12 protein-coding genes, 2 tRNA genes and 3 rRNA genes are annotated in these 18,814 nt (G+C 65.0%); 9 read left to right on the top strand and 8 right to left on the bottom strand.

The window, feature by feature from the left end:
• Window positions 1-16: 16 nt before the first annotated feature.
• Window positions 17-1,258, top strand: a complete 1,242-nt coding sequence (locus tag ABWV53_RS17120; protein WP_353367354.1) for a YuxH family protein — start codon at window positions 17-19, stop codon at window positions 1,256-1,258.
• A gap of 54 nt (window positions 1,259-1,312) precedes the next feature.
• Here the strand turns inward: ABWV53_RS17120 and ABWV53_RS17115 are convergent, their stop codons facing one another.
• Window positions 1,313-2,779: an aminotransferase-like domain-containing protein gene (locus tag ABWV53_RS17115; protein ID WP_353367353.1), complete on the bottom strand. Its 1,467-nt coding sequence runs from the start codon at window positions 2,777-2,779 to the stop codon at window positions 1,313-1,315.
• Between the two features lie 172 nt (window positions 2,780-2,951).
• Between ABWV53_RS17115 and ABWV53_RS17110 the strand changes: the two genes are divergently transcribed.
• From ABWV53_RS17110 to ABWV53_RS17075, 8 genes are all read left to right on the top strand, one after another.
• A complete protein-coding gene (locus tag ABWV53_RS17110) occupies window positions 2,952-3,551 on the top strand; it encodes a LysE family translocator (RefSeq protein WP_353367352.1) in 600 nt (199 codons plus the stop codon).
• A 42-nt stretch (window positions 3,552-3,593) separates the two neighbouring features.
• Window positions 3,594-4,559: a DMT family transporter gene (locus ABWV53_RS17105; protein WP_353367351.1), complete on the top strand. Its 966-nt coding sequence runs from the start codon at window positions 3,594-3,596 to the stop codon at window positions 4,557-4,559.
• A gap of 138 nt (window positions 4,560-4,697) precedes the next feature.
• Window positions 4,698-5,924, top strand: a complete 1,227-nt coding sequence (locus ABWV53_RS17100; protein WP_353367350.1) for an aminotransferase-like domain-containing protein — start codon at window positions 4,698-4,700, stop codon at window positions 5,922-5,924.
• 5 nt (window positions 5,925-5,929) lie between these two features.
• Window positions 5,930-6,550, top strand: a complete 621-nt coding sequence (locus tag ABWV53_RS17095; RefSeq protein ID WP_353367349.1) for a glutathione S-transferase family protein — start codon at window positions 5,930-5,932, stop codon at window positions 6,548-6,550.
• Between the two features lie 159 nt (window positions 6,551-6,709).
• Entirely contained in the window at window positions 6,710-7,618 is a 909-nt protein-coding gene (locus tag ABWV53_RS17090) for a PhzF family phenazine biosynthesis protein (protein ID WP_353367348.1), read from the top strand.
• A complete protein-coding gene (locus tag ABWV53_RS17085; protein WP_353367347.1) occupies window positions 7,615-8,328 on the top strand; it encodes a VOC family protein in 714 nt (237 codons plus the stop codon). Before ABWV53_RS17090 ends, ABWV53_RS17085 begins: the two co-directional genes overlap by 4 nt.
• An 80-nt stretch (window positions 8,329-8,408) precedes the next feature.
• Window positions 8,409-9,431 (top strand): threonine dehydratase, encoded by a 1,023-nt coding sequence (locus ABWV53_RS17080; protein WP_353367346.1) that lies wholly within the window; start codon window positions 8,409-8,411, stop codon window positions 9,429-9,431.
• A 72-nt stretch (window positions 9,432-9,503) separates the two neighbouring features.
• Window positions 9,504-10,175: a histidine phosphatase family protein gene (locus tag ABWV53_RS17075; protein ID WP_353367345.1), complete on the top strand. Its 672-nt coding sequence runs from the start codon at window positions 9,504-9,506 to the stop codon at window positions 10,173-10,175.
• A 547-nt stretch (window positions 10,176-10,722) separates the two neighbouring features.
• Here the strand turns inward: ABWV53_RS17075 and rrf are convergent.
• The 7 genes from rrf to ABWV53_RS17040 form a co-directional block, all read right to left on the bottom strand.
• Window positions 10,723-10,835, bottom strand: a 5S ribosomal RNA gene (gene rrf / locus ABWV53_RS17070).
• 142 nt (window positions 10,836-10,977) lie between these two features.
• Window positions 10,978-13,855, bottom strand: a 23S ribosomal RNA gene (locus ABWV53_RS17065).
• A 358-nt stretch (window positions 13,856-14,213) separates the two neighbouring features.
• Window positions 14,214-14,289, bottom strand: a tRNA-Ala gene (locus tag ABWV53_RS17060).
• A 32-nt stretch (window positions 14,290-14,321) separates the two neighbouring features.
• Window positions 14,322-14,398 (bottom strand) — tRNA-Ile (locus tag ABWV53_RS17055).
• A 96-nt stretch (window positions 14,399-14,494) separates the two neighbouring features.
• A 16S ribosomal RNA gene (locus ABWV53_RS17050) occupies window positions 14,495-16,027 on the bottom strand.
• Together the 16S, 23S and 5S rRNA genes with 2 tRNA genes alongside form the textbook arrangement of a ribosomal RNA operon.
• 473 nt (window positions 16,028-16,500) lie before the next feature.
• Window positions 16,501-17,454: a glutathione synthase gene (gene gshB, locus ABWV53_RS17045; protein ID WP_353367344.1), complete on the bottom strand. Its 954-nt coding sequence runs from the start codon at window positions 17,452-17,454 to the stop codon at window positions 16,501-16,503.
• Window positions 17,455-17,473: 19 nt separating this feature from the next.
• Window positions 17,474-18,664 carry a benzoate/H(+) symporter BenE family transporter gene (locus ABWV53_RS17040; protein ID WP_353367343.1) on the bottom strand — a complete coding sequence of 397 codons (1,191 nt, stop codon included), beginning with the start codon at window positions 18,662-18,664 and terminating at the stop codon, window positions 17,474-17,476.
• Between the last annotated feature and the right edge of the window lie 150 nt (window positions 18,665-18,814).

Here is an 18,814-nt window from a genome sequence, read left to right as displayed (position 1 = left end):
CTCTTCGCTCCTACCCATGGCCCAATCCGTTCTCGGCAGTCTGGTTCTCGGTTACCGCCCCCTCTGGAACGCAGAGCGGCGGCTGGCGGGCGTGCAGCTCTACGTGCAGAGCCAGGGCGCCCACGCGGTGGATGCGCCGCACCTGCTGCGCACGCTGCTGGAGCTGTGGACGGCCGCCTCGCCCCGCCTGCTGCTGTCGCCGCAGAACCCCGAGCTGCTGGGCGAGCTGTTGGAGCACGCTCCCGCCGGCAGCCCCTGGATCGAGGTGCGCGGCGCCTGGCTGGACGATGCCGCCCTGCTGGCGCGTGTGCAGGCGGCCCACGGGCGCGGCCTGAAGCTGGTCTGGCGCGGCGAGCTGCAGCACCTGCCTGACGCCGCCGTGGCCCGCTTCTTCGACAACAGCCTGCTGAGCCTGTCGGCCGACGATGCGGCGGGCGCCCTGCAGACCCGGGCGGTGGCGGCCGCGCAGCGCCAGGGCGCGCCGGTGCCGCCGGCCGCGCGCCGCGCCAGCAGCCCCGTGATCGCCGGGCAGCTGTACGAGAACGTGGCCAGCCGGGCGCTGCTGGAGCACTGCCTCGATGAGCACCACGCGCTCGCCGTGGCCGGCTGGCCGCTGGAAGACGTGCTCTACAGCCTGCGCCACCAGCCGCTGCAGCCGGCGCGCGAGACGGTGCATGCGTTGATGAAGTCCATCGACGCGGAGCAGTCGCTGGAGGCCTTCGAGCACATCCTGGGCCAGGACCCGCTGCTGGCCTGGCGCTTCATGACCTACACCAACTCGGCCGCGCTGGGCCTGCGCACGGGCGTCGATTCGCTGCGCCGGGGGCTGGTGATGATGGGCTACGGCTCGCTGCAGCGCTGGCTGTCGGACCAGCTGCCGCACTGCGCCACCGACCCGAACCTGCGCCCGATCCGCGAGTCGATGGTGCTGCGCGCCCGCCTGACCGAGCGCCTGCTCGATGCCGGCGTGGAGAACGACCTGCGCCGCGAGGTGTACCTGTGCGGGCTGCTGTCGCAGATGGACGAGCTGCTGGGCGAGCCCCTGGGCGCCATCCTGCGGCGGCTGCCGCTCTCCGAGCGCATCTACGACGCCATCGTGCTGCACACCGGCCCCTATGCCGCCAGCCTGGAGATGGCCTGCGCGCTGGAGACCGACGACATGGCGGGCATCCGCCAGCTGTGCGAGACGCACGCGATGGGGCTGGAGGAGGTCAACCGGGCGCTGCTGCGCATGCTGGCGGAGCTGGGGGCGGCCTGACCCGCAACCCGGCAGGCCACGCCCCGCCGCCCCGCCGCGCCGCCCGGCGCGCCGTCAGCGCACGCTGTCCGCCACCCGCTTCCACGCCTTCCAGAAGGCCACGTCCTGCGTGGTGGTGAAGTTGATGCGCATCAGCGTGCAGGGCTGGCGCGTGGCGTGGAACAGGGCGCCGGGCGCGATCAGGTAGCCTTCGTCCAGCATGCGCTGGGCCAGCATGTCGGTGTCCACCCCCGTCTCCACCCAGCCGAACAGGCCGGCCGGCTCGGCCGCGAAGGTGCAGCCCGCGTCCAGCGCCAGCTGCACGCTGCGGGCGCGGGCCTGGGCCAGCCGCTGGCGCATGCGGTCGGCATGGCGGCGCAGCTGGCCCTGTTCGATGCAGAGGGCCAGCGCCTTTTCCAGCAGCGATGGCGTGGTCAGCGTGGACAGCAGCTTGGTGTCGAGCAGGCGCTCGACCAGCGCGGGCGGCGCGGCCATGTAGCCCACGCGCCAGTTGGGCGCCAGGATCTTGGCGAAGCCGTTGACGTAGATGGTGCGGCGCAGGCCGTCGAGCGCGGCCAGGCGCGTGGCGTGGTCGGGCGCGATGTGGCCGTAGGTGTCGTCCTCGACGATGTGGAAGTCGTGCTGCCCGGCCAATTGCAGCACCTGGTGCGCGCTGCCGGGCGACAGGCTGTAGCCGGTCGGGTTGTGCAGCACGCTCACGCTCACGAAGAGCTTGGGCGCATGCGCCTCGCAATAGCGCGCCATCACCGCCAGGTCGGGCCCGTCGGGGCCACGCGGCACGGGCAGCACGCGCATGCCGAGCGCGTCGAGCCGGGCGAACTCCACCGACCAGCCGGGCTCTTCCACCATCACCGGGTCGCCCGCCTTCAGCAGCGTGCGGCTGACGATGTCCAGCGCCTGCGTGGCGCCCACGGTGGTGATGATCTGCTCGGGCGGCGCATGCACGTTGATGGCCGTGAGCCGGCGCGACAGCGCCTGGCGCAGGCCGGCGTCGCCCATGGGCTCGCCATAGCTGAGCGAGCCGTCCTGCAGCGCCCGGCTGCCGGTGATCTTGCGCACGGCGGCCGGCACGAAGCGCGCTTCCTCCAGCCAGTCGGGCGGGAACACGCCCGTGCCCGGCTGCGGCTTGGACGAGGCCTGGTGGAACATGCCCCGGATCAGCGCCGTGGCGTTGATGTGCGAGCCCGACACGCGCATGCCGATGCTGCCGAGCGGCGAGGGCCTGTCGCCATCCGCTATGCCATTCATAGCATCAGGCCCAGATGCAACGGGCGCGCCAGGCACTTTTTGCAGGTAATCACGCACGTAGAAGCCGCGCTGGCGGCGCGCCTCGACCAGCCCCTGGGCCAGCAGCTGGTCGTAGGCCGCCACCACGGTGTGCGGGCTCACGCCCTGCTGGCGGGCACATTCGCGCACCGACGGCAGGCGCGCGCCGGCGGGCAGCAGCCGCGAGCGGATGCGCTCGGCGAACCGGTCGGCCAGTTGTTCGGTCAGGGTGCGGTCGGAGGAGCGGGTCAGCATGTCGGGAGGAAGGAGTCGGAATGCGGGAGAAACTGTGCCGGCTTCTGAACCGATACAGATGATGTATTTGTGAATCTGTCTGTACTGCAACTGTAATGGAATCGATCCTACAGTGAATGCCGGAACGCCGATAGCGGCGCCCACCCTCATTCACCGAATCGCCCGCCGCTCCATGCCGCTCCTCGAATTCACCGCCTTGCTCGTCCTAGCCACGGCCATGAGCTTTTCGCCCGGGCCGAACACCACGCTCTCCACGGCGCTGGCGGCCAACCGCGGCCTGCCGGCGGCGATGCGCTTCGTCTGCGCCGTGCCGGTGGGCTGGACCCTGCTGCTGTTGCTGTGCGCAGGCGGCGTCGGCGCCATGGTGGCGGCCGCGCCCGCGCTGCAGTGGGCCATCAAGGCGATGGGCATCGGCTACCTGCTGTACCTGGCGTTCAAGCTGGCCCGCAGCGCCCGGCTGGCGCAGGCCGACGCGGCGCGCCTGACGGTCGGCTTCTGGCAGGGCGTGGCCTTGCAGTTCGTCAACATCAAGGCCTGGCTGCTGGCGCTGACCATCGTGGGCGGCTGGGTCGCCGGCCGGCCCGACGTGCTGCCCCGCCTGGCCGTGGTGGTGCCGGTGATGCTGTTCTTCGCCTTCGCCAGCAATTTGCTCTACGCCGCCACCGGCGCCCTGCTGCGCCACTGGCTGGCCCAAGGCGCCCGCCTGCTCTGGTTCAACCGTGCGATGGCCGCCGTGCTGGTGCTGACGGCCGCCTGGATGGTGAACGCCTGAACCGACCGCTTTTCCTGACCGACCGCCCGACCCCACCACGCCATGCCTTCTGCCAGCACGCCCACCGCCGCCGACGACGCGCCCCGCCCCGCCACGCCGGCCGAAGCCCGCGGGCTCTGGCTCGGCCTGCTGGGTGTGGCCATCTTCGCCCTCACCCTGCCGATGACGCGGCTGGCCGTGGGCTCGCCCGAGGCGCCGCAGATGAGCGGCCTTTTCATCGCCATGGGCCGCGCCGTGGTGGCGGGCCTGCTGTCGGCCGCGCTGCTGCTGGTGCGCCGCGCGCCCTGGCCCGCGCGCGCCGACTGGGCGCCGCTGGCGCTGACGGCGGCTGGCGTGGTGTTCGGCTTTCCGCTGCTCACGTCCATCGCCATGCGGCATGTGGAGGCGGTGCACGCCAGCGTCATCGTGGGCCTGCTGCCCCTGGCCACCGCCGCCGTGGGCGCGCTGCTGCACCGCCAGCGCCCGTCGGCCGGCTTCTGGCTGTGCGCCACGGCCGGCACCGCCCTGGTGGTGGTGTTCGCCGTGCTGCGCTCGGGCGCGGGCGGCTTGTCGCTGCACCCGGCCGACCTGCTGCTGATGGCCGCCATGCTGTGCGCCGCCGTGGGCTACGCCTGGGGGGCGCGCCTGTCGCAGCGCATGCGGGCCGATGCGGTGATCTGCTGGGCGCTGGTGATCTCGCTGCCGATCAGCGTGCCGCTGGCCTTGGCCTCCTGGCCGCAGGCGCCGCTGCCGGCGCCGGCCTGGGGCGCGTTCGCCTATGTGTCGATCTTCTCGATGTGGCTGGGCTTTTTCGCCTGGTACCGCGGCCTGGCCCTGGGCGGCACGGTGCGGGTGAGCCAGGTGCAGCTGGTGCAGCCTTTCCTGGGCATGCTGGCCGCCGTGCCGCTGCTGGGCGAACGGCTCGACGCGGTGAGCATCGGCTTCGGCCTGGCGGTGCTGGCCACCGTGGCGCTGGGCCGGCGCATGCCGGTGCGCCCGCCGGAAAGGACGCCCCGCCCCACCCCCTGAAACCCCGCTGGCGCGGGCACCGCAGGCGGTTAAGCTCCCCTGCGGCTTCACCCGCAAAGCCACAACCGGCCGCACGACGGCCCCCTGGCAGCAACGACACATGGCGCCTTTCTTCGGCGCTCACGGAGATCAACGGATATGACGAACTGGACCCTGGCCGCACGCGCCGCAAAGATGAACCCCTCGGTGATCCGCGAGATCCTGAAGGTGACCGAGAAGCCCGGCATCATCAGCCTGGCGGGCGGCCTGCCCTCGCCCAAGACCTTCCCCATCAGCGCTTTTGCCGAGGCCTGCGCCGCCGTGCTGCAGCACGACGGCCCGGCCGCCCTGCAGTACGCCGCGAGCGAAGGCTACCTGCCGCTGCGCGAGGCCGTCGCGGCCATGCTGCCCTGGGAGGTGGACCCGGACCAGGTGCTGATCACCACCGGATCGCAGCAGGGCCTGGACCTGGTGGCCAAGGTGCTGATCGACGCGGGCAGCCGCATCCTGGTGGAAACGCCCACCTACCTGGGGGCGCTGCAGGCGTTCTCGCCCATGGAGCCCACGGTGGTCAGCGTGGCGAGCGACGACCACGGCGTGCAGGTGGACGACCTGGCGGCCAAGGTGGGCACGGGCGCGGACCGCGCCCGCTTCCTCTACGTGCTGCCCAACTTCCAGAACCCCACCGGCCGCACCATGAGCGAGGAGCGCCGCGCCGCGCTGGTGGCCCGCGCCGCCGAGCTGAACCTGCCGCTGATCGAGGACAACCCCTACGGCGACCTGTGGTTCGACACGCCCCCCGCGCTGCCGCTGACGGCGCGCAACCCCGAGGGCTGCATCTACCTGGGCTCTTTCTCCAAGGTGCTGGCGCCGGGCCTGCGGCTGGGCTTTCTGGTGGCGCCCCGCGCCATGTACCCCAAGCTGCTGCAGGCCAAGCAGGCGGCCGACCTGCACAGCCCGAGCTTCAACCAGCGCATGGTGGCCGAGGTGATGCAGGGCGGCTTTCTGGACCGGCACGTGCCCACCATCCGCCAGCTCTACAAGAGCCAGCGCGACGCCATGCTGGCCGCCCTGGACCGCGAAATGGCGGGCTTGGGCGTGGAGTGGAACCGTCCGGCCGGCGGCATGTTCCTCTGGGCGCGCCTGCCCGAGGGCCTGAACGCGATCGAGCTGCTGCCCGAGGCGGTGGAGCGCAACGTGGCCTTCGTGCCGGGTGCCGCGTTCTATGCCGACGCGGCCGACCCGCGCACGCTGCGCCTGTCGTTCGTGACGGCGAGCGCCCAGCAGATCGACATCGGCATCGCCGCGCTGGCGGCGACCATCCGCGCACGCCTGGCCCGCCCGGCGCCGGCGGGCACGGCCCCGACCGCTCCGGTGGCGGCGTGACGGCCATGCTGCGCCTCTGGGGACGCACCACGTCCATCAACGTCCGCAAGGTCGTCTGGACCGCGCAGGAGCTGGGCCTGACCGTGCAGCGCACCGACGCTGGCGGCCACTTCGGCTTGGTGCGCGAGCCCGATTACCTGCGCCAGAACCCGAACGGCATGGTGCCGCTGATCGAGGACGAGGGCTACCTGCTGTGGGAGTCGAACGTCATCGTGCGCTACCTGTGCGCCCGGCACTCCCCGGCCGACCTGTACCCGGAGAGCCTGTCGGCCCGGTTCATCGCCGAGCAGTGGATGGACTGGCAGCAGACCACGCTGAACCCGGCCGGCCGCGATGCCTTCGTGCAGTGGGTGCGCACGCCGGCGGCAGAACGCGACGAGGCCCGCATCGCCCAGTCGGTGGCGGTGACGGAGCCGCTGTGGGACCTGCTCGACGAGCATCTGGCGCACCAGCCGTTCGTGGGTGGCGACCGCTTCACCATGGCCGACATTCCCGTCGGCTGCGAGATGCACCGCTGGTGCGGCCTGCCCCGCGAACGCACCGCCCGCCCGCACCTGGACCGCTGGTTTCAGACGCTATGCGAGCGGCCCGGCGCGCGCGGCGTGCTGGACCAGCCGCTGGCCTGACCGGCCACATCCGCCTGCGCCTATCACCGCGCTGCCAGGGCACCGCCCGCCCTCCCGGGCGACGGCGCCCTGGGCGGAGCCTTGCCCGGACCGGCCCACCCCGCCATCCCACCATTGCACCGACCCCCTTCCTCTCCGCCCACCTACCGAAAGCGAACCATGCGCCAACGTCCGTTCAAGCAAGTCGATGTCTTCACCGCACAGCCCTACCTGGGCAACCCGCTGGCCGTGGTGCTGGACGGCGACGGCCTGACCACCGAGACCATGCAGCAGTTCACGAACTGGACGAATCTGTCGGAGGCGACCTTCCTGCTGCCGCCCACCGAGGCGGGCGCGGCCGCCGGCGCCGATTACCGCGTGCGCATCTTCTGCCCGGGGCGGGAGCTGCCCTTCGCCGGCCACCCCACGCTGGGCAGCTGCCACGCCTGGCTGGAAGCGGGCGGGCGGCCGCGCACGCCGGGCCGCGTGGTGCAGGAATGCGGTGTCGGCCTGGTCACGCTGCGGCAGGACGGCGAGCGGCTGGCCTTCGCCGCGCCGCCCCTGCTGCGCAGCGGGCCGCTCGACGAGGCCGACGTGGCGCTGATTGCCCGCGGCCTGGGCGTGGAGCGCAGCGATATCGTCGCGCACGCCTGGTGCCACAACGGACCGAACTGGCGCGGCGTGATGCTGGCGAGCGCCGAGCAGGTGCTGGCGCTGCGGCCCGACGCGGCGGTGCTGGGCGCGCTGGACGTCGGCGTGGTCGGGCCGCGCGGCAAGGTGGGCGTGATCGGCGGCCATGGCCCCGATGCCGGCAGCGGCGGCGGCGGCGCGGACGGCGACGGCGTGGCCTTCGAGGTACGGGCGTTCTTCCCTGGCAACAACGGGCTGGCGGAAGACCCGGTCACCGGCAGCCTGAACGCCGGCCTGGCGCAGTGGCTCATCGGCGCGCACCTGGCGCCGCCGAAGTACATCGCCGCGCAGGGCACGGCGCTGGGCCGCGCGGGGCGGGTGCATGTCGAGCAGGACGGCGACACCCTCTGGGTGGGCGGCGGCTCCGTCACCTGCGTGGACGGGCAGGTGCTGGTATGAGCCCGGACGGTCTGCACCGCTGCGCCATCGACCACCTGGTGGTGATGGCGGACACGCTGGACGCGGGCGTGGCCTGGTGCCAGCGCACGCTGGGCGTGACCCCGGCCGCCGGCGGCGAGCACCCGCTGATGGGCACGCACAACCGGCTGGTCAACGTATCGAGCGAAGCCCATCCACGCGCCTACCTGGAGATTATTGCTATCAATCCAGGAGCTAGAAGCGCCCGTGCCATGGTCGCTTCCCGGTGGTTCGACATGGACGACGCCCGCTTGCAGCAGCAGGTGCGCGGGCACGGGCCGCAGCTGATCCACTGGGTCGCCTCGCTGCCCGACGTGGCCGCCGGGCGTGCGGCGCTCGCCCGCCTGGGGCTGGATCGCGGCGAGATCCTCGAAGCCAGCCGCCCGACCCCGCTGGGCCCGCTGCAATGGCAGATCACCGTGCGGCCCGACGGCCAGCGGCTGATGGACGGGCAGCTGCCGACGCTCATCCAGTGGGCCGACCGGCACCCCTGCTACAGCCTGCCGGCCAGCGGCGTGGAGCTGCAGTCGCTGCGGCTGCAGCACCCCGAAGCGCCGCTGCTGGCCAGCGCCTGCGAGGCGCTGGGGCTGGGCGCGCGCGTGTCCATCGGCCCGGCAGGCGCCCCGCGCATGCAGGCGGCCTTCCGCACGCCCCGGGGCGACACGGTGCTGCAGGGCGCGCCAGCGGGCTGAAAGGCCGCGCCCGCCTTGCCCCCTGCCTCGCCCTGCCTTTCGTCCTCGTTCGTTCGCCTTCTTTCCGAGCACATGCCGCCATGACGCACGCCACTTCCTCCGATCCGCTGCCCTCCGCCCTGCCCACCCTGGCCGACATCGAGGCCGCCGCCCGCATCGTCTATGACGACTTCGCCGCCACGCCGCAGTACCGCTGGCCGCTGCTGGGCGAACGGCTCGGGGCGGAATGCTGGCTCAAGCACGAGAACCACACGCCGGTCGGCGCTTTCAAGATCCGGGGCGGCCTGACCTACTTCGACCAGCTGGCCCGCAGCGGCCCGCTGCCCCGCGAGGTCATCAGCGCGACGCGCGGCAACCACGGCCAGAGCATGGGCTGGGCGGCCCGGCGGCATGGCGTGGCCTGCACCATCGTCGTGCCCCACGGCAACTCGGTCGAGAAGAACGCGGCCATGCGGGCGCTGGGCGTTCGCCTGATCGAGCATGGCGAGGACTTCCAGGAGGCGCGCGAGCACGCCATCCAGCTGGCCGAGGAGCGCCAGGCTCACATGGTGCCCAGCTTCCACCGCGACCTGCTGCGGGGCGTGGCCACGTATTGGTGGGAGTTCCTGCGCGCCGTGCCGCACATGGAGGTCGCCTACGTGCCCATCGGCCAGGGCTCCGGCGCCTGCGCCGCCATTACCGCCAAGCGGGCGCTCGGGCACCCGGTGCGCATCGTGGGCGTGGTCAGCGCGCACGCCACCACCTACGCGGATTCCATCGCCGCCGGCCGCGTGGTGGAAGCGCCCGTCACCACCGTTCTGGCGGACGGCATGGCCTGCCGGGTCGCGGATGCCGGTGCGCTCGAGATCCTGAAAGCGCACCTGGACGATCTGGTGCAGGTCACCGACGCCGAAGTGGCGCAAGCCATGCACGCCCTCTTTGTCGACACGCACAACGTGGCCGAAGGCGCGGGCGCGGCGGCACTGGCGGCGGCCCTGCAGCAGCGTCAAAGCGGGGCCACGCCTACCCGCCGGTCCGCCCCGTCCTGTATCGGCCTGCCGTTGACGGGCGGCAACGTGGATGCACCGGCTTTCGCCAGGGCGCTGCAGCAGAACGGTCGATGACGCTATCGTTTTCATAGCGATCGTCGCTCTTGCGACAAGCGCTGACGGGCGATCGGCTCAAGAATCGCCGGCATGGGAACGCTCTACCTCGTCCGCCACGGACAGGCGTCATTCGGCGCCGACGATTACGACCAACTCAGCCCCCGCGGCATGGAACAGGCCGTGCGGCTGGGCGAGTACTGGCAGGGGCGGGGCCTGCGGTTCGATGCGGTCATCACCGGGACGCTGAGGCGCCAGGTGCAGACGCTGGCCGGCATCGGCACCGGCATGCCCGGCCTGCCGCCAGCGCTTGAATTTCCGGGCTTGAACGAGTACGACAGCGCGGCGCTCATCAGCGCCATCCACCCGCATCCGCTCCCCCGGGCCGACACGCCGGAGTTGTACAAGCAGCACTTCCGGCTGCTGTGCGACGCGCTCGCCCAGTGGATGGGAGGAACCATCAGCCCGGCCGGCATGCCGAGCTGGCGAGACTTCTCGGCAGGCGTGCACGCGGTGCTCGACCATGTTCGCCGCCACTACAGCGGCCAGAACGTGCTGCTCGTCTCCAGCGGCGGGCCGATCTCCACCGCCGTCGGTCAGGTGTTGAGCACGCCGCCGGAAGTCACCATTGCGCTGAACATGCGCATCCGCAACAGCGCGGTCACCGAGTTCAGCATCAACCCGAAGCGCCTGATGATGCAGACGTTCAATACGCTGCCGCACCTAGAGTCGGCGGAGCACCTGGGCTGGGTCACGCACGCTTGAGTGGGTGGGAGCAGGTGGGGCTTTGCAGAGAACAGGCTGAGCAACCAGACCCAGCTGTCCCCGCCCCGATTGCTGCATGGCTGAGCGCCGGACTGCGGCCCATCTACAGACGACAAGCGGCATCTGGAAGAGATGTCTGAATCGCATTTCACCGTGGCCGTCTGAAACGGGTTCGGCCGGAAAGCGACTGGAAGATTGAAGGCAGAGCTGCGCATCTTCTTGGCTGCGCAGCTGAGGCCTTATGAACTACCAGCCCCCACCCCTCGGCAAGGCCATGCTGCCAGCGCGGCTTGCTGACGTCCGGGCACGTGATCCTTCTTCCGACGTGAAGGCGGCTCGGCCTTCTTGGTAGCTGCGAGGGTTCGACAGCACTCGACCTAGGCGGGCCGATCAGATCCCGGCCGGGCTGATGGAGCCGTCCAGGTCCTTCGACTACTGGGCTTCAACACACCACCGCTTTAGTGGTGGGTCCAAAGATGGTTTTCCGTTCCCCCAAAGCAAACCGCCCCGGGCACTGTGGGTGCACGGGGCGGATTGGGCTGTAAGAGCCTGACGATGACCTACTTTCACACGGGAACCCGCACTATCATCGGCGCGAAGTCGTTTCACTGTCCTGTTCGGGATGGGAAGGAGTGGTGCCAACTTGCTATGGTCATCAGGCATAAAGGGTTGCTGCCGAGTCTCGTGTTTGGAGACAGGGCGGCGAATTCATAGAGTGGTCATCAGCTTTTTGTGTTTTTGACTGCGTCACCTGGCATAACTCTTTGTCTGCAACACGCGGGTGGTGTTGAGTCAAAGTTATAGGGTCAAGCCGCACGAGCAATTAGTACTGGTTAGCTTAACGCATTACTGCGCTTCCACACCCAGCCTATCAACGTCCTGGTCTTGAACGACTCTTCAGGGGGCTCAAGGCCCCGGCAGATCTCATCTTGAAACGAGTTTCCCGCTTAGATGCTTTCAGCGGTTATCTCTTCCACACTTAGCTACTCGGCAATGCCACTGGCGTGACAACCGATACACCAGAGGTGTGTCCACTCCGGTCCTCTCGTACTAGGAGCAGGCTTCCTCAAATCTGCAGCGCCCACGGAAGATAGGGACCAAACTGTCTCACGACGTTTTAAACCCAGCTCACGTACCTCTTTAAATGGCGAACAGCCATACCCTTGGGACCGGCTACAGCCCCAGGATGAGATGAGCCGACATCGAGGTGCCAAACACCGCCGTCGATATGAACTCTTGGGCGGTATCAGCCTGTTATCCCCAGAGTACCTTTTATCCGTTGAGCGATGGCCCTTCCATACAGAACCACCGGATCACTATGTCCTGCTTTCGCATCTGCTCGACTTGTCAGTCTCGCAGTTAAGCACGCTTATGCCATTGCACTATCGTCACGATGTCCGACCGTAACTAGCGTACCTTCGAACTCCTCCGTTACGCTTTGGGAGGAGACCGCCCCAGTCAAACTGCCTACCATGCACTGTCCCCGATCCCGATAAGGGACCTAGGTTAGAACCTCAAACACACCAGGGTGGTATTTCAACGTTGGCTCCATGAGAACTAGCGTCCTCACTTCAAAGCCTCCCACCTATCCTACACAGATCTGTTCAAAGTCCAATACAAAGCTACAGTAAAGGTTCATGGGGTCTTTCCGTCTTTCCGCGGGGAGATTGCATCATCACAAACATTTCAACTTCGCTGAGTCTCAGGAGGAGACAGTGTGGCCATCGTTACGCCATTCGTGCAGGTCGGAACTTACCCGACAAGGAATTTCGCTACCTTAGGACCGTTATAGTTACGGCCGCCGTTTACTGGGACTTCAATCAAGAGCTTGCACCCCATCATTTAATCTTCCAGCACCGGGCAGGCGTCACACCCTATACGTCCACTTTCGTGTTTGCAGAGTGCTGTGTTTTTATTAAACAGTCGCAGCCACCGATTTTTTGCAACCCCGTTTAGCTCCGTTTGTACAACTTCACTGACTAGGGGCATACCTTCTCCCGAAGTTACGGTATCAATTTGCCGAGTTCCTTCTCCTGAGTTCTCTCAAGCGCCTTAGAATACTCATCTCGCGCACCAGTGTCGGTTTGCGGTACGGTCGTCAATAGCTGAAGCTTAGTGGCTTTTCCTGGAAGCAGGGTATCACTCACTTCGTCTGCAAGCAGACTCGTTATCACCCCTCATCTAAGCCCGGCGGATTTGCCTACCAGGCACGACTACAGGCTTGAACCAACATATCCAACAGTTGGCTGAGCTAACCTTCTCCGTCCCCACATCGCACTATTGATCGGTACAGGAATATTGACCTGTTTCCCATCAGCTACGCATCTCTGCCTCGCCTTAGGGGCCGACTCACTCTACGCCGATGAACGTTGCGTAGAAAACCTTGCGCTTACGGCGAGGGGGCTTTTCACCCCCTTTAACGCTACTCATGTCAGCATTCGCACTTCTGATACCTCCAGCATCCGTTACCAGACACCTTCACAGGCTTACAGAACGCTCTCCTACCACGTGCAATAAATTGCACATCCGCAGCTTCGGTAACTGGCTTAGCCCCGTTACATCTTCCGCGCAGGACGACTCGATCAGTGAGCTATTACGCTTTCTTTAAATGATGGCTGCTTCTAAGCCAACATCCTGACTGTTTTAGCCTTCCCACTTCGTTTCCCACTTAGCCAATTTTAGGGACCTTAGCTGGCGGTCTGGGTTGTTTCCCTCTTGAGTCCGGACGTTAGCACCCGGTGCTCTGTCTCCCAAGCTGTACTCTTCGGTATTCGGAGTTTGCCTTGGTTTGGTAAGTCGCCATGACCCCCTAGCCAAAACAGTGCTCTACCCCCGAAGGTAATACTTGAGGCACTACCTAAATAGTTTTCGGAGAGAACCAGCTATTTCCAAGTTTGTTTAGCCTTTCACCCCTATCCACAGCTCATCCGCTAGTTTTGCAACACTAGTCGGTTCGGACCTCCAGTACCTGTTACGGCACCTTCATCCTGGCCATGGATAGATCACTTGGTTTCGGGTCTACACCCAGCGACTGGACGCCCTATTCGGACTCGATTTCTCTACGGCTTCCCTATTCGGTTAACCTTGCCACTGAATGTAAGTCGCTGACCCATTATACAAAAGGTACGCAGTCACCCTTGCGGGCTCCTACTTTTTGTAAGCATGCGGTTTCAGGATCTATTTCACTCCCCTCCCGGGGTTCTTTTCGCCTTTCCCTCACGGTACTGGTTCACTATCGGTCGATGATGAGTATTTAGCCTTGGAGGATGGTCCCCCCATATTCAGACAGGGTTTCTCGTGCCCCGCCCTACTTTTCTCTAACTTAGTACCACACGTCCGCTTTCGCATACAGGGCTATCACCTGCTATGGCCGGGCTTTCCATCCCGTTTTGCTAACAGTCGTGCTATCACTAGAAGGCTCCTCCGATTTCGCTCGCCACTACTTTCGGAATCTCGGTTGATGTCTTTTCCTCGAGCTACTGAGATGTTTCAGTTCACCCGGTTCGCCTCGCATGACTATGTATTCATCATGCGATACCTCTTGCGAGGTGGGTTTCCCCATTCAGAAATCTCCGGATCAATGCTTATTTGCCAGCTCCCCGAAGCTTATCGCAGGCTTTCACGTCTTTCGTCGCCTATCATCGCCAAGGCATCCACCACATGCTCTTAGTCACTTGACCCTATAACTTTGACCTCTCTTGCGAGATGTCTCCGCTGTTGTCTGGACTTGCGAGGTCTTTCACCTCGCGCGTTATGCCGTAATGTGAATAATTCCTCGATATCACTATCAAGAAACATTCGTCATTACTGAATTTCAACTAGCTTTCGCTCATTGAATATTCGTTTTGACGCAATCAAAAAATTGTCATCAGAGGCACGGTCTGCACTAAACCTTATACGTTTGTGCAGTTTCCTCTGACAACGCTGATTCGACTCTATGAATTTTTAAAGAACAGCCGATTGATCCGAGCAATCTCGGTCAACAACAAAGTGGCCTCTCGCGAAGCCGCTTTGGTGTTGATTTTCTCGATAAGTGGTTGGTGGAGGATGACGGGATCGAACCGACGACCCCCTGCTTGCAAAGCAGGTGCTCTCCCAGCTGAGCTAATCCCCCAGTGATCCTCGTGCATCCGTCGTCAGGAAGTATGGTGGGTCTAGTTGGGCTCGAACCAACGACCCCTGCGTTATCAACACAGTGCTCTAACCAGCTGAGCTACAGACCCATTCCACTCGCCAGCAAGATCGCTCTCGCCAGCCAGCAGCTTCTTCTTCCAACAACCGATAAGTGTGGGCGTTCAATATTGAATGCAGTTTTCCAGAAAGGAGGTGATCCAGCCGCACCTTCCGATACGGCTACCTTGTTACGACTTCACCCCAGTCACGAACCCTGCCGTGGTAAGCGCCCTCCTTACGGTTAGGCTACCTACTTCTGGCAGAACCCGCTCCCATGGTGTGACGGGCGGTGTGTACAAGACCCGGGAACGTATTCACCGTGACATTCTGATCCACGATTACTAGCGATTCCGACTTCACGCAGTCGAGTTGCAGACTGCGATCCGGACTACGAACGGCTTTATGGGATTGGCTCCCCCTCGCGGGTTGGCGACCCTTTGTACCGTCCATTGTATGACGTGTGTAGCCCCACCTATAAGGGCCATGAGGACTTGACGTCATCCCCACCTTCCTCCGGTTTGTCACCGGCAGTCCCATTAGAGTGCCCAACTGAATGTAGCAACTAATGGCAAGGGTTGCGCTCGTTGCGGGACTTAACCCAACATCTCACGACACGAGCTGACGACAGCCATGCAGCACCTGTGTTACGGCTCTCTTTCGAGCACTCCTCTATCTCTAAAGGATTCCGTACATGTCAAAGGTGGGTAAGGTTTTTCGCGTTGCATCGAATTAAACCACATCATCCACCGCTTGTGCGGGTCCCCGTCAATTCCTTTGAGTTTCAACCTTGCGGCCGTACTCCCCAGGCGGTCAACTTCACGCGTTAGCTTCGTTACTGAGTCAGTGAAGACCCAACAACCAGTTGACATCGTTTAGGGCGTGGACTACCAGGGTATCTAATCCTGTTTGCTCCCCACGCTTTCGTGCATGAGCGTCAGTACAGGCCCAGGGGATTGCCTTCGCCATCGGTGTTCCTCCGCATATCTACGCATTTCACTGCTACACGCGGAATTCCATCCCCCTCTGCCGTACTCCAGCAATGCAGTCACAAATGCAGTTCCCAGGTTGAGCCCGGGGATTTCACATCTGTCTTACATTACCGCCTGCGCACGCTTTACGCCCAGTAATTCCGATTAACGCTTGCACCCTACGTATTACCGCGGCTGCTGGCACGTAGTTAGCCGGTGCTTATTCTTACGGTACCGTCATGACCCCAGGATATTAGCCCGAGGCTTTTCGTTCCGTACAAAAGCAGTTTACAACCCGAAGGCCTTCATCCTGCACGCGGCATGGCTGGATCAGGCTTGCGCCCATTGTCCAAAATTCCCCACTGCTGCCTCCCGTAGGAGTCTGGGCCGTGTCTCAGTCCCAGTGTGGCTGGTCGTCCTCTCAGACCAGCTACAGATCGTCGGCTTGGTAAGCTTTTATCCCACCAACTACCTAATCTGCCATCGGCCGCTCCATGAGCGCAAGGCCTTGCGGTCCCCTGCTTTCATCCGTAGATCGTATGCGGTATTAGCAAAGCTTTCGCTCCGTTATCCCCCACTCTCGGGCACGTTCCGATGTATTACTCACCCGTTCGCCACTCGTCAGCATCCGAAGACCTGTTACCGTTCGACTTGCATGTGTAAGGCATGCCGCCAGCGTTCAATCTGAGCCAGGATCAAACTCTACAGTTCGATCTTGATTTTTTCGCTCTTGCGAGCAACTCATAAAAAAGAATTGAAGTGAACTTCACTTCTTATCTCATGAGCGTTTGTAGTGCTAAGCACTAGTTCCAAAGAACTTGGCACTCGCCATCAAACGCCCACGCTTATCGGCTGTATATTTTTAATGAACCGAAAGATCAGAAATCGCTTTCTTTTCTCTCCAACTCCGCTGCAATCAGCAGAGCCTCAAATTCTAGCACAGTTTTTAAAGAACCGTCAAACTTTTTTCTTTTCGCTTTCCGAGCAGTCCGCCGTCTCCAGCAACCCGTCTCATCAGCGAAGCCTTGAATTCTACACCGGTTTTTCAACCCGCCGCAACTCAAAACCGAAATCTTTTCCGCCAGCACCGCAGAACTTCCGGAGAACCTCTACAGTGCCAAGCCCACGAGTATATGACGGTTTGACGACGCGGAGCGGAGTTTTTGCAAAAAACTTCGCCGGGCTCAGCGAGCCCCCCTAATGGCCTCTTCCAGCGCATCGATGAACAGAGCCGCCACGTCACAACCGGTCTGATCGAAGATCTCCTGGAAGCAGGTGGGACTGGTCACGTTGATCTCGGTCACGCAGTCGCCGATCACGTCCACGCCCGCCAGCAGCAGACCCCTCTCTATGAGTACGGCGCCGATCGCCTCGCCGATCTGCTGGTCGCGCGCCGTCAGTGCCCTGGCCACGCCCTTGCCCCCCGCCGCCAGGTTGCCGCGCACTTCGCTGCCCTGGGGAATGCGCGCCAGGCAGTAAGGCACCGGCTTGCCGCCGATGATGAGCACACGCTTGTCGCCTTCGACGATCTCGGGCAGGAACTTCTGGACCATGACGCTTTCGGCGCCGCCCTTGTTCAGCGTCTCGATGATGCTGCCCAGGTTCATGCCATCCCGGCCCACGCGGAAGATGCCCATGCCGCCCATGCCGTCGAGCGGCTTGAGGATGATGTCGCCGTGCTCCGCATGAAAGCGCCGGATGTCCTGCGCATCGCGCGTCACCAGCGTGGGGCCGATGAACTGCGGAAACTCCATGATGGCCAGCTTTTCGGGGTGGTCGCGCAGTGCCCGGGGCTTGTTGAAGACGCGGGCGCCGTCCCGCTCGGCCTGCTCCAGCAGGTGCGTGGCATAGAAATACTCGCTGTCGAAGGGCGGGTCCTTGCGCATCAGCACGGCGTCGAAGTCGGCCAGGGCGGCGGGGCGTGCCGGCTGGGCGGCGAACCAGTCCTCGGCATGGCCGGTCAGGCGGATGTCGCGCACCGTGGCGGTCACGCGCTGGCCCCGCTCCCAGTGCACATGGGCCGGCTCGCACACGGCCAGCGTGTGGCCGCGGCGCTGCGCCTCGCGCATCATGGCGAACGTCGTGTCCTTGTAGATCTTGAACTGCTCGATGGGGTCGGCGATGAAGAGAAGTTGCATGGTTCCAGAGACTTGATGGCTACGCGCCCCGGGCGGGCGCCTTGCCGTACTGTTGCACAACTAGCGCGATGCTGCCGGCCACCACGCCCCAGAAGGCCGAGCCGACGCCCGCAAGGGTGACGCCGCTCAAGGTGACGAGGAAAGTGATGAGTGCCGCCTCGCGGTGCGATTCGTCTTTCAACGCCAGCACCAGTCCGCCGCCGATGGTGCCCAGAAGGGCCAGGCCGGCGATGGCCACCACGAGCTCACGCGGGAAGGCGGTCAGCAATGCCGTGACCACCGCGCCGAAGACGCCGATGAACACATACAGCAGGCCGCAGCAAGCGGCGGCCGTGTAGCGCCGCGCCCGGTCTTCATGCGCCTCGGGCCCCATGCACATGGCGGCCGTGATGGCGCTGAGGTTGAGCGCGAAGGCGCCGAACGGCGCCAGCACCAGCGTGGCTGCGCCGGTCATCGTGATCAGCCGGGAAATCGGCAGCGGATAGCCCGAGGCGCGGATGACCGCCGCGCCCGGCAGGTTCTGCGACGCCATGGTGACCACGAAGAGCGGCAGCGCCAGGCTGACGAGTGCCGCCCAGCTGAAAGCCGGCGCGGTGAATACGGGCATCGCCAGGCCCACGGCCGCGCCCGACCAGTGCATGCGACCCGTCGCCGCCGCGAACACCACGCCCGCGGCCAGCGTCAGCACCACGGCGTAGCGCGGCAGCAGGCGCCGCGTGACCAGATAGCTGCCCAGCATCGACAGCACCAGGGGCAGGTCGGTCCTTGCCGCGACGAAGGCGTCCATGCCGAAGCGGGCCAGCACGCCCGCCAGCAAGGCCGAGGCGATGGCCAGCGGTATGCGGTTCATCGCCCGCTCGAACCAGCCCGTGGCCCCCGCCAGGGTGATGAGCGCCGCGCTGACCATGAAGGCCCCCACCGCATGCCCCATGTGAAAGCCGCCCGCCGCGCCCGCCGTGGCCAGCACGGCCGCGCCCGGGGTGGACCAGGCGACCATGACCGGCTGGCGCAGCACCAGCGAAGGCAGCAGCGAACACAGCCCCATGCCCAGTCCGAGCGCCCACATCCAGGAGGTGATCTGCGCCGGCGTCGCCTGAAACGCCTGCGCCGCCTGGAAGATGATGGCGATCGAACTGGTGAAGCCCACGAGCACTGCCACGAAGCCGGCGGTGAAGGTGGACAGGCTGAGGTCTTTGAAGAACGAGCGCATGGGCAAAGGATGTGGGTGCGACGGGCAGGGCCTGTGACCGCCGCCCCTTGCTTGCTATTGATTCAATAGCTGAAAGCCCAGGAAATACAAGCGCCCAAGCCCCAAAGCACCAATATTGTGCGCCAAGCCCTCCTCTTGGGCCTGGAGCTC

It is taken from the genome of Acidovorax sp. FG27 (genome assembly GCF_040365715.1).
GTDB lineage: Bacteria > Pseudomonadota > Gammaproteobacteria > Burkholderiales > Burkholderiaceae_C > Paracidovorax.
This window is presented reverse-complemented; position numbering and strand designations above follow the sequence as displayed.